The sequence below is a fragment of the Polaromonas sp. genome (genome assembly GCF_031411155.1).
In the GTDB taxonomy this organism is placed as follows: domain Bacteria; phylum Pseudomonadota; class Gammaproteobacteria; order Burkholderiales; family Burkholderiaceae_C; genus Polaromonas.
Genome location: NZ_JANOAL010000138.1, coordinates 1 through 11,910, shown reverse-complemented (window position 1 = coordinate 11,910; position 11,910 = coordinate 1). Strand labels below are relative to the sequence as shown.

8 protein-coding genes are annotated in these 11,910 nt (G+C 69.4%); 4 read left to right on the top strand and 4 right to left on the bottom strand.

Annotated features, from left to right (window positions below; genetic code table 11):
* From RMO23_RS09175 to RMO23_RS09165, 3 genes are all read right to left on the bottom strand, one after another.
* Positions 1-744 (bottom strand): TolC family protein (locus RMO23_RS09175; protein WP_309680706.1); only part of this gene is annotated, 744 nt, incomplete at its 3' end.
* An 88-nt stretch (positions 745-832) separates the two neighbouring features.
* Positions 833-3,787 carry a bifunctional [glutamate--ammonia ligase]-adenylyl-L-tyrosine phosphorylase/[glutamate--ammonia-ligase] adenylyltransferase gene (gene glnE, locus RMO23_RS09170; protein WP_309680704.1) on the bottom strand — a complete coding sequence of 985 codons (2,955 nt, stop codon included), beginning with the start codon at positions 3,785-3,787 and terminating at the stop codon, positions 833-835.
* A gap of 9 nt (positions 3,788-3,796) precedes the next feature.
* Entirely contained in the window at positions 3,797-3,940 is a 144-nt protein-coding gene (locus RMO23_RS09165; protein WP_309680702.1) for a hypothetical protein, read from the bottom strand.
* On the opposite strand from RMO23_RS09165, the gene RMO23_RS09160 reads away from it, so the two are divergent.
* The 4 genes from RMO23_RS09160 (at position 3,939) to RMO23_RS09145 (ending at position 11,637) form a co-directional block, all read left to right on the top strand.
* Entirely contained in the window at positions 3,939-8,105 is a 4,167-nt protein-coding gene (locus RMO23_RS09160; protein ID WP_309680700.1) for a YhdP family protein, read from the top strand. The genes RMO23_RS09165 and RMO23_RS09160 overlap by 2 nt on opposite strands.
* A complete protein-coding gene (locus tag RMO23_RS09155) occupies positions 8,102-8,908 on the top strand; it encodes a carbon-nitrogen hydrolase family protein (RefSeq protein WP_309680698.1) in 807 nt (268 codons plus the stop codon). The genes RMO23_RS09160 and RMO23_RS09155 overlap by 4 nt, the downstream gene beginning before the upstream one ends.
* Positions 8,909-9,013: 105 nt before the next feature.
* Positions 9,014-11,008, top strand: a complete 1,995-nt coding sequence (locus RMO23_RS09150) for an ATP-binding protein (RefSeq protein WP_309680708.1) — start codon at positions 9,014-9,016, stop codon at positions 11,006-11,008.
* A gap of 2 nt (positions 11,009-11,010) precedes the next feature.
* The gene (locus RMO23_RS09145; RefSeq protein WP_309680697.1) at positions 11,011-11,637 is read left to right on the top strand and encodes a response regulator; all 627 of its coding nucleotides are present in this window, start codon (positions 11,011-11,013) and stop codon (positions 11,635-11,637) included.
* An 8-nt stretch (positions 11,638-11,645) separates the two neighbouring features.
* Here the strand turns inward: RMO23_RS09145 and RMO23_RS09140 are convergent.
* The coding region (locus RMO23_RS09140) for a hypothetical protein (protein WP_309680710.1) at positions 11,646-11,910 on the bottom strand (265 nt) is incomplete at its 5' end.

Sequence of the window (11,910 nt, the reverse complement as noted above, 5' to 3'; positions counted from 1 at the left end):
GGCGCGGCCGCGCGCGTCGGCGGCACTGGCCCGCGCCAGCGCGTTGGTGGCCGGGGCGGTAAAGCCGGCCTGGGTGCTCAGCTCGGACAGGCGCGCGGTTTCCTGCCTCGAGGCGGCGTCGGTCTGCGTCACCAGGGCCAGTTCGCGGCAGCTGCGCAGGCTGTGGTACTGGGTCGCGACCTCGGCCGCCACCGACACCCTGGCCTCGTGCCACTGCGCATCGGCGCCCAGCAGGCGCTGCGCGGCCGCATCGAGGCTGGCGCGCTTGCCGCCCAGCAGGTCAATTTCCCAGGCGGCCTGCAGCCCGGCCTGCGCCGTGGTGGCGACCGCCACGTTGCTGCCAGCGCTGCCTGCCCCGGCCGTTGGCCCGGTGCTTTGGTCCGAACGGCCGCGGCTCAGGCTGGCCGAGGCATCGAGCGTGGGCAGCAGCGCCGCACCGGCCGCCACCCGCGCGCTGCGCGCCTGCTCGATGCGCGAGCGCGCCGTCGCCAGCGTCGGGCTGACCGCCTGGCCGGCGGCCACCAGCTCGGCCAGCAGCGGGTCGCCCTGCTGCTGCCACCACTGGCTCAGGTCGGTCAGCGACCCTTGGTGCGGCAGCGCGGCCTGCCACTGCAGCGGAATAGCGGCCGACACCGCGGGCGGCGCGCTGCCCACGGCGCAGCCGGCCAGCCACAGGGCGGCGCCCAAGGCCAGCAGCGAGGCCGGCTTCGGGGGCCGGCCGCGGGCAGTTTCAGACTTGTTCATGTCGTGTCATCCTCGGGTGCCCAGCGCACAAGGTCAGAGCAGCGTCGATTGTGCAGGCAGACGATGACCGGGCCATGTAACACCCGGTTTACGGCGTGGGCTTGAAAATCGCGACCCAGAGTTCCAGAATCGCGTCGCGTTCGGCCTGCAGCGCGGGCGGTGCGACCTGCGTCGGCTCTTCATTGAGGCGCGCGCGGTGCTGCACGCGCCGCAGTTCACGGTAGGCACTGGCCGCGCGCTGGCCGACGCCGGCCGGCAGCAGGCCGGCCGCCTCGGCGCGTTGCAGCAGTGCAATGTTGCCGACGTTGGCCACCAGCTCCGGGTGCCGCGCCGACTCGGACAGCACCAGCAGCTGCACCGCAAACTCGGCATCGACCATGCCGCCGGCGCTGTGCTTGACGTCGAATTTCTCGCCCCGCACGGGTCTTGCGTTGCGCACTTTCTCGCGCATCGCCATGATCTCGTTGCGCAGGCCGGCCGCATCGCGCGGTGCGGTGATCACGGCCTCGCGCACCTGGTCGAAGCGCTGGCGCAGCGAGTCACTGCCCAGCACAAAGCGGGCGCGCGTCATGGCCTGGTGTTCCCAGGTCCAGGCGGTGTTGCTGCCGCGCTGCTGCTGGTACCTGGCGTAGGCCTCGAAGCTGGTCACCAGCAGGCCCGAGTTGCCATTTGGGCGCAGCGCGGTGTCGATCTCGAACAGGTCGCCTTCGCCGGTCTTGATGGTCAGCCAGGTGATCAGCTTGCGCACCAGCGCCGCATAGACCTCGGGCGCACGCTCGTCCTCGTCGTCATAGACAAACACGATGTCCAGGTCGCTGCCGTAGCCCAGCTCCTTGCCGCCCAGCTTGCCGTAGGCAATGATGGAAAACTGCGGCCCTTCGCCGTCAGGGCGGTGCCGGTACTTCAGGCGCTGCCAGCACCAGTCGGTGGTCACCGTCAAAATCACCTCGGCCAGCGCGCTCAGGTCGTCGGCCACCTGCTCCACCGTCAGCACGCCTTCGACGTCGCGCGCCAGCGTGCGAAACACCTCGGCATGGTGGGCGCGGCGCAGCAGGTTCAGGCAGGTTTCCTCGTCGTCCTCGCCGGTGCGCCTGAGCGCGGCCAGCCGCTGCTGCAGCTCGCGGGCAAAGGCCGCGCCGTCAAAGCGTTCGTGCAGCAGCTCGTCGCTGGCCAGCTCGTCAATCACGCCGGGGTGCTGCAGCAGGTAGCGCGCCGGCCATTTGGCGGCGCCCAGCAGGCGCAGCAGCTGCTCATGCACCGCCGGGCGCTCCAGCAGCAGGGCGAGGTAGCTTTCGCGCCGCAGCAGCGGCTCTATCCAGTCAATGATGCGCACCGCGGCCTCTTCGCTGACGCTGCCTTCGATCAGCCACTGCGCGGTGCGCTGCACCAGCCGGCTCAGGCGGGCGCGCGACTCCTCGCGCAGGCCCAGCACGCGCGGGTGCTGGCGCCACAGCATCAGGCGGGCGCGAAACCGGTCCGGCCACTGCTCGGACAGCTGCTCGAGCAGCTCGTCGAGTTGCTGCGGCGCGCCGTTGCCGCCATTGCCGGCGGCGCTGCCCTTGCCGCAGCCCTTGCACTCGCTGGTGCCGCCCAGCAGCTTGTCAAACTCCTGCGCCACCAGCTCGCGGTGGGCGTCCAGCTCGCTCAGAAACAGGCCGCAGCTGGCGTAGCCCAGGGTCCGGGCAATCCAGTCCAGATCGTCGTCGCGGGTCGGCAAGACATGGGTTTGCTGGTCATCGAGGTACTGGATGCGGTGCTCGACCCGGCGCAGAAAATCGTAGGCGCGGGCCAGCGCATCGGCGGTGGCCTGCGGCATCAGCCCGGCGTGGGCCACGCGCTGCAGCGCATCGACGGTGGGGCGGGTCCGCAGCTCGGGAAACTGCCCGCCGCGCACCACCTGCAGCAGCTGCACGGTGAATTCGATTTCGCGGATGCCGCCGCGCGACATCTTCACGTCGTTGGCGCGCTCGGGGTGGCCGGCGCAGCGCTTGGCCGCATGCTCGCGAATCTGCCGGTGCAAAATGCGCAGCGCATCAAACACGTTGTAGTCGAGGTAACGCCTGAACACAAAAGGCAGCACCGAGCCGCGCAGCGCCTGCGCCGAGCCGCTCTGGATGCAGTCCTGCGGCGCCACGACCCGGCTTTTGAGCCAGGCAAAGCGCTCCCATTCGCGCCCCTGCACCTGAAAATACTCTTCCAGCGCGCCCAGCGAAATCGCCGCCGGCCCGGAGTTGCCATTGGGCCGCAGCGCCAGGTCGACGCGAAACACAAAGCCGTGCTCGGTGGCGTCGCCAATCAGGCCGAACACCGCCTTGACCTGGTGCGCGAAGTATTCGTGGTTGGAGATCTGGCCGCGGCCGTCGCTGCGGCCCGCGGTCTCGCCGGGCTGGTCATAGACATAAATCAGGTCGATGTCGCTGGAGACATTGAGTTCGCGCGCGCCCAGCTTGCCCATGCCGACCACCCACATGCGGGCCCGGCTGCCGCCGGTGTCGCCCGCGTCGCCTTCGCCAGGCTCGGCCTGGGGCGCGCCATACAGCGCGTCCAGCGTGTCGGCCGACACCCGCATCGCCACATCCAGCGCCAGTTCGGCCAGCTCGGTCATGGCGCGGGTGACCACGGGCAGCGCAACGCCGGTGGTACTCGCGGTGGCGACGGCCGCCAGCGCCGGGCCGCCCCAAGCAAGGCCAGCCCCTGTCTTTGGTGCAAGGGGCAGCGAATCGCCGGAGGCACACGCAGTGGGGAGCGTGGGGGCTTCCTCCAGACCGTTGCAATCGAGCGTCACCAGCCGCTCCAGCACCAGCTGGCGCAGCACCCGCAGCGCCGCGCCGGTCTCCAGGCCCTGGGCCAGCAGCGCGTCGAACGCCTGCTGCATGCCGGCCCGCACCGGCGCGCCGGACGGCAGCAGCGCCAGCTGCGGCGCATAGCGGCGGCGAATCCGCTGCACATAACGTGACCAGGACGCCGCATCGGCGGCCAGGCCGGAGCCGGCAGCCAAGGGGGATGAGGGGGTGTTGGAGGGGGAGAAATCGGCGACGGTCATCACACTACTTCACAAAACTTCAAAGGCCTGCTGCGGGCCAAGCCAGGCGCTGGCGGTCATAATTCTCTGGTTAATGGAGCCAACCATTCTTTCTGCGCCATCCAGCCCGCCCGTCTTGCCGTCACGACGCCTGCGGTGGGTTGCGCTTGTCATGCGCCTCCTGTTGTGGCTGGTGGTGACCGCCTGGCTGCTGTTTGGCCTGAGCTGGTTCGTCCTGCATGGCTGGATTGTGCCGCGAATCGGGGATTTCCGTCCGCGGCTGGAGGCAGAGGCCAGCAAGGCCCTGGGGGCGCCGGTGCGCATAGGCCGCCTGACGGCGCAGTCGCAGGGCATGATTCCCTCGTTCGAGCTGCACGACGTGACGCTGCTGGACGCGCAGGGGCGCGAAGTGCTGCGCCTGCCGCATGTGCAGGGCGCGCTGTCGCCGGTGTCGCTGCTCGGGCTGGGCTTTGAGCAGCTTTACATCGACAAGCCCGAGCTCGACATCCGGCGCACCGCCGACGGCAAGATTTACGTCGGCGGCTTTGACGTGCTGCAGGACCGCGAGGCCGGCCACAGCGCCGCGGCCGACTGGTTTTTCTCGCAGGCCGAGTTCGTCATCCGCGGCGGCACCGTGCGCTGGACCGATGACCAGCGCCAGGCGCCGCCACTGGCGCTGAGCCAGGTCGACTTCGTGCTGCGCAATGCGCGCCACCGGCACCTGCTGCGGCTGGACGCCACGCCGCCGGCCGAATGGGGCGACCGGTTTACCTTGCGCGGCATGTTCCGGCAGTCGCTGCTGTCGCGCAACGCCGGCGACTTTGCCGCATGGAGCGGCCAGCTCTTTGGCGAGTTTGGCCGGGCCGACGTGTCCCGCCTCAAACAGTACGCCAGCCTCGAATCGCTGGGCCTCGATCTGATAGGCGGCAGCGGTGCGCTGCGCGCCTGGGCCGATGTCAGCAAGGGGCGGGTGGTGGGCGGAACGGCCGATGTGGCGTTGCAAAACGTCGATGCCCGGCTCGGCCGCAAGCTCGAGCCGCTGGCCTTTGAGTCGGTGGCCGGGCGCGTGGGCGGGCGGCAACGCGACTATGGCTTTGACTTCAACACCGAGGGCCTGCGCTTTCAGACCCGTGACGGCCTGCTATGGCCGGGCGGCAACGTCACCCTGGTGCATGCGCGCGACGACGGCCGCCGGGTTCAACACACCGAGCTCAAGGCCGACCGGCTGGACCTGGCGGCGCTGGCCCAGATTGCCACCCGCCTGCCGCTGGACAGCAGCGCCCATGCGCTGATCGCGTCCTTCGCGCCCAGCGGCCTGGTGCAAACCGTGGAAGCGCGCTGGCAGGGCCCGCTGGACGCGCCCACCAGCTTTGCCGCCAAGGGCCGGGTGGTGGGCCTGAGCGTGGCGGCCCAGGCGGCCCCCGCCGTGACCACGGCCGGGGCCACGCATGAAAGTCCGGGCCGGCCCGGCGTCAGCGGCGCCGCCATCGACTTTGACCTGACGCACGAGGGCGGCCAGGCCAAGGTGAGCCTGCGCAATGGCTGGCTCGACCTGCCAGGGGTGTTCGAGGACACGCGCATTCCCTTCGATCAGCTGGCGGCCGACACGAGCTGGAAGCTGTCGGGCAAAAAGATCGAGCTGAAGCTGCGCAATCTGCAGTTTGCCAATGCCGACGCCCAGGGCGAGGCGCAGGTCAGCTGGCACACCGACGATGCGGTGGCCGCCACGCCAGCCACGCCCGCTAAGCCAGCGCCTCCGGCGGCGGCAGCCGCTTCAGCGGCAGGTGGCGGCAGCCCGGCGGACCCGCGCTTTCCGGGCGTGCTGGACCTGCAGGGCAGCCTGAGCCGGGGCGACGGCGCCCGGGTGCACCGCTATCTGCCGCTGGTGCTGCCGGCCGAGGCGCGCCACTATGTGCGCGATGCGGTGCTGCAGGGCCAGGTCAGCGAGGTCAAGTTCAAGGTCAAGGGGCCGGTCAACCAGCTGCCCTTCAGCAACCCGGCGCAGGGTGAGTTCCGGGTGTCGGCCAGGGTGCGCAACGGCCTGTTTGCCTATGTGCCCAAGTCGCTGCAACCCCCCAATGCGCCGGCCTGGCCGGCCTTGAGCGAACTCAACGGTGAGCTGCTGTTCAACCGCGCGGCGCTGGAGGTCAATGGCGCCAGCGCCAGGGTCGTGGGCCTGAGCGGCCTGCAACTGGCCAGGGGCACGGCGCGCATCCCCGATCTGACCCGCAATGCCACGGTCGAAGTGGGGCTGGAGCTCAAGGGCGCGCTGACCGACGCGCTGGGCTTTGTCAACAGCTCGCCGGTCGGCGGCATGATCGACCAGGCGCTGGCCAGGACCGAGGCCAGCGGCAGCGCGGACTACCGCTTCAAGCTCAACTTGCCGATTCATGCCATCGAGAAATCGCGGGTCGAGGGCAGCATCACGCTGCCCGGCAATGACGTGCAGTTTGCCCCCGGCACGCCGCAGCTGGCCAAACTCAAGGGCGTGGTCACGGTCAATGAGCGCGGCTTTGCCGTGGCGGGCGCGCAGGCGCGGCTGCTGGGCGGCGACATCCGTTTTGACGGCGGCACCCGCGGTGCGCCGGCGGCCGGCCCGGCCACCACCGGGCGCGACAGCAGCGTGGCCTTCAAGGCCCAGGGCACGCTGACGGCGGAAGGGCTGCGCCAGGCGCAGGACCTGGGGTTTGCCACCCGGCTGGCGCAGCACGCCAGCGGCAGCACCGCCTACGCGGCCTCGCTGGTGTTTCGGCGCGGCGTGACCGAGGTCGCGGTGTCCAGCAGCCTGCAGGGCATGGCGCTGAATCTGCCGGCGCCGCTGCGCAAGAGCGCCGAGTCCAGCCTGCCGCTGCGCTATGAAAACACCCTGCTGCCGGCCTCGCTGGCGCCGGGTCAGAAGCTGCAGGACCAGCTGCTGGTCAGCATAGGCCGGGTGGCCACGGTTAACTTCGTGCGTGACCTCAGCGGCGGCGAGCCGCGGGTGCTGCGCGGCGGCATAGCGGTCGGGCTGGAGGAGGGCGAAACCGCGCCGGTACTCGAAGCCGGCGTGGCCGCCAACATCAACCTGGCCCAGGTCGACCTCGATGCCTGGGAGAAAATCCTGGCGGCCCCGCCCACCCCCACGGCCTCGACGGCCGGCCGCGCCGCCTCCGGCGAAGCGCTGGGCTATCTGCCCACGGTGATGGCGATACGCGCCAGGGAACTGAAGGTGCAGGGGCGCACGCTCAACAACGTGGTGGTGGGCGGTTCGCGCGAAGGCCTGAACTGGCGCGCCAACATCGACGCGGCCGAACTCAACGGCTACGTCGAATTTCACCAGCCGGGCGGCGCGGGGGCGAGCCGGGTCTACGCCCGGCTGTCGCGCCTGAACCTGGCGCCCGCCGCGGCGCGCGAGGTGGAGGCCATCCTGAACGAGCAGCCGGCCAGCATTCCGGCGCTGGACATCGTGGTGGAAGACATGGAACTGCGCGGCAAGAAGCTGGGACGGGTCGAAATTGATGCGGTCAACCAGGGCGGCGCTGGCGCGGCGCGCGAATGGCGCCTGAACAAGTTCAATGTGACCATGCCCGAGGCCGTGCTGACGGCCACCGGCAACTGGCTCGCGGTCAATGCACCCAGCGTCGCAGTGGCCGGGCGGGCGGCCGGCGAGCGGCGCCGCACCGCGATGAACTTCAAGCTGGACATTGCCGACTCGGGCGAGCTGCTCAAGCGCTTTGGCATGCCGGGGCTGATACGCCGCGGCAAGGGCAGGCTCGAAGGCCAGGTCGGGTGGCTCGGCTCGCCGCTGAGCCTGGACTACCCCACGCTGGGCGGGCAGTTCAATGTCAACGTCGAGTCGGGCCAGTTCATCAAGGCCGACCCCGGCATTGCCAAGCTGCTCGGCGTGCTCAGCCTGCAGTCCCTGCCGCGCCGCCTGACGCTGGATTTTCGCGATGTTTTTTCCGAGGGCTTTGCCTTTGACTTTGTGCGCGGCGATGTCACCATCAACCAGGGCGTGGCGCGCACCAACAACCTGCAGATGAGCGGCGTCAATGCCGCCGTGCTGATGGACGGCAGCGCCGACATCGCCCGCGAAACGCAAAACATCAAGGTGGTGGTGGTGCCCGAGATCAATGCCGGAACCGCCTCGCTGATTGCCACCGTCATCAACCCGGCGATTGGCCTGGGCAGCTTTCTGGCGCAGGTATTCTTGCGCAAACCCCTGATGGAGGCCGCCACCCAGGAGTTCCATATCGACGGCACCTGGGCCGACCCCAAGATCACCAAGATCGACCGCAAGGCGGCCGCCGCCGCCGCTGCCGCCAAGGCCGCCGAAACCTCGACAGAGACGCTGAGATGAAAGTCGCCGCGATTCAAATGGTGTCGGGGGTGAGCGTTCAGGCCAATCTGGAGGCCGCGGCGCAGTGGCTGCGCAGCGCGGCCGACCAGGGCGCCGAACTGGCGCTGCTGCCCGAGTATTTTTGCGTCATGGGCCTGAAAGACACCGACAAGCTGGCGCTGCAGGAAACGCCGGGCCAGGGCCCGATCCAGGACTTTTTGAGCCGGTCGGCGCGCGAACTCGGGCTGTGGATCGTGGGCGGTACCCTGCCGCTGGCCACCCATGATGCGCGTCGCGCCCGCAACAGCTCGCTCGCCTATGCGCCCAGCGGCGAGTGCGTGGCGCGCTACGACAAGATGCACCTGTTCCGCTTTGCGCAGGGCCAGGAGGACTACGACGAAACCCGGGTGCTGGCGCCCGGCACGCAGCCGGTGCGCTTTGCGCTGCCGTCGCGCGATGGCCATGTCTACACGGTCGGCATGAGCGTCTGCTACGACCTGCGCTTTCCCGAGCTGTACCGGGCGCTGCGGGCCGACCTGCTGCTGGTGCCCAGCGCCTTTACCTACACCACCGGCCAGGCGCACTGGGAAGTGCTGCTGCGCGCCCGCGCCATCGAAAACCTGGCCTATGTGCTGGCCGCGGCCCAGGGCGGCGTGCATGAAAACGGGCGCCGTACCTGGGGCCACAGCATGGGGGTCGACCCCTGGGGCCAGCTGCTGGGCCAGCGTGCCGAGGGCGCCGGGCTGGTCATGGCCGAGCTGTCGGCCAGCCACCTGCAGTCCGTGCGCGCCCGGCTGCCGGCCCTTGGCCACCGCGTGTTGTGATCAGCGCATGAGGCGGGCCGCGTGAAGTTTCCGGGCTTAAGCGCGTTAAGTGGCCTGAGCGGCACGCGCTGGGCCAGCCGGCGCTGGGCGCTCTGGGCCTTGCTGATGGCGCTGGTGCTGGCCCTGCTGGTGATGCTGGTCTGGCTGGCCGGGCGCTACGAGTCCAGCATGGTGCAGGACCGGCTGGAACGCGACGCGGCGCAAACCGTCACCGACATCCGCTCGGGCTTGACCCGCAACATCCAGAGCTTTCTGGCGCTGCAGTCCGAAGAGCATACGCCGCAGGCCTGGCATGTGCCGGCGGCCCGGCTGCTGCGCGAGCACCGCGAAATCATGCGGCTCGAATGGCGTAGCGAGGCGCTGGAGGTGCTCAGCTTTGTCGACACCCCTTACCGCGGCCCGGTGTTCGAGCGGCTGGGCCGCAGCAGCCTGCAGTCGGATGTGGCGCTGAGCTGCACCAGCGCGCGCCGGCTCAACGGCTCGAGCTATTCGACCAGCTACTTTTTGCCGCAGTCCGATGGCCTGGGCATGGAGGTGCTGGACATGTGCCTGCCGCTGGTGACGGCCGGCCGCCTGACCGGCTACGCCGTGGCGACCTATTCGCTGCAGGACATGCTGGCCGAACTGGTGGGCCGCCAGCTGGCGCGTGGCGTGGGCCTGTCCTTCACTGAAGCCGACGGCACGCGGCTGGCGCTGCATGGCGTGCTGTCGCGCGGCAGCCGGATTTACGTCGCGCAGCAACTGCTGGATTTGCCCGGCAACACGCTGGTGCTGCGCATGGAAAGCCGGCTCGGCACGCCGGCGCTGTTTCCCAATGTGCTGACGGCGCTGGTGGCCGCGCTGTCGCTGGCGCTGCTGGCGGTGCTGTTTTTGCTGGCGCGCGACATGCGCCGGCGCCAGAAGGTGGAGCAGGACCTGGGCGAGGCGCTGGCGTTTCGAAACGCCATGGAAGACTCGGTGCTGACCGGCCTGCGCGCGCGCGACCTGCAGGGCCGCATCACCTATGTAAATCAGGCGTTTTGCAACATGGTGGGCGTGCCGGCCCGTGAGCTGCTGAACCAGAGTTTCCCCTCGCCCTACTGGCCGCCCGAGCTGGCCGGCATGTACCAGCAGCGCCAGGAGGTCCGGCTGGCCGGCAACAGCCTGCCGCGCGAAGGCCACGAGTCGGTCTTCATGCGGCGCGACGGCACGCGTTTTCCGGTGCTCATCATGGAGGCGCCGCTGATCAACGCGGTGGGCAAGCACACCGGCTGGATGAGCGCGATTCTCGATGTCAGCGAGCAGCGCCGCACCGAGGAGCTGTCGCGCGCCAGCCAGGAGCGCCTGCAGGCCACGGCGCGGCTGGCGATGGTGGGCGAGATGGCGTCGCTGCTCAGCCACGAACTGAACCAGCCGCTGGCGGCGATTTCAAGCTACGCCACCGGCTCGCTCAATCTGCTGCAGCACGACGCCGGCCTGCCGCTGTCGCAGGAGCTGCAACTGGCCATGCGCCGCATTGCCGAGCAGGCCGAGCGGGCCGGCAAGGTGATCAAGAGCGTGCACGATGTGGTGCGGCGGCGCGAGCGGGTGCGCGAGGCGGTGGCGCCGCGTGACCTGCTCGAGGCCATCATGCCGCTGGTCAGCCTGCAGGCGCGCAAGCTCGGCGTGCGGGTGCGGCTGGCGCTGGACCCGGCCTGCGAGCCGGTGCTGTGCGACCGCACCATGGTCGAGCAGGTGCTGCTCAACCTGTCGCGCAACGGCATGCAGGCGATGCAGGGCATCGATGAACAGCCGGCCTTGGCTGCCGCACCGGTGGCGCGCGAAAAACTGCTGACCCTGCGGATCCGGCCGGCGGCCTCGAATGCGCAGCGGCGCTGGGTCGAGTTTGCCGTGATCGATTGCGGCGAGGGCATTGCGCCCGAGGTCGCGGCGCAGCTGTTCACGCCTTTTTTCACCACCAAGGTCGAGGGCATGGGCCTGGGGTTGAACCTGTGCCGCACCGTGGTAGAACAGCACGGCGGCTACCTGGGTTTTGCAGCCGCCCAGCCGCAGGGCACGATTTTCAGTTTTACCCTGCCCGTCGCCCAGGCGCTGGCGCAGGACACGAGCGAGGGAGCCTAGCCATGGAACCGATTCAAAATGCCACCGTGTACATCGTCGACGACGACGCCAGCGTGCGCGACGCGCTGGCCTGGCTGCTGCGTTCGCGCCGCCTGTTCAGCGAAAGCTTCGACAGCGCCGAGGCGTTTGACGCCCGGGTGTCGGCACAGTTTGCGGTGCGCTCGCCGTCCTGCGTGCTGCTCGATGTGCGCATGGCCGGCTTGAGCGGCCTGGCCATGTTCGACAAGCTGATTGGCTACGGCCTGCTGCCGACGCTGCCGGTGATCTTTTTGACCGGCCATGCCGACGTGCCGACCGCCGTCGATGCGGTCAAGCGCGGCGCCTTTGATTTTTGCGAAAAACCGTTTTCCGACAATGCGCTGGTGGACCGGATCGAGCAGGCGCTGGCCGCCTCGGCCGCCGCGCTGGCCCAGCACGGGCAGACCAGCAGCCTGCAGGCGCGGCTGGGCGGGCTGACCGAACGCGAGCGCGATGTGATGCGGCTGGTGGTGGCGGGGCTGCCCAACAAGCTGGTGGCCGACCAGCTCGACATCAGCGTGCGCACGGTGGAAGTCCACCGGGCCCGGGTTTTTGACAAAATGGGGGTCAAGTCGGCGGTGGAGCTGGCCAACCTGCTGCGAAATTTATAGCAAAGCGCTTATTTTCTGTCCGCGGGCGCATCGGCCGCAGGGTCCGCCGGCTCGTCCTTCAGCTCGCCCTTCCTGCGCCCCGAAAACATGGTCCACCACACAATGAATACCAGCAGCAGCAGCGCCCCCAGGGCTTCGAGCAAGAGTAGGGTCATGACATTTCCTTGGAGGACAAATACGGGTTCAATGCGGCCTTGGCGCTGGGGGTCAATTATCGCCCTGGGTGCGCTGCTCGCGTCCTGCGCCAGCCCGCCTGCGCCATTGTCCTTGCCG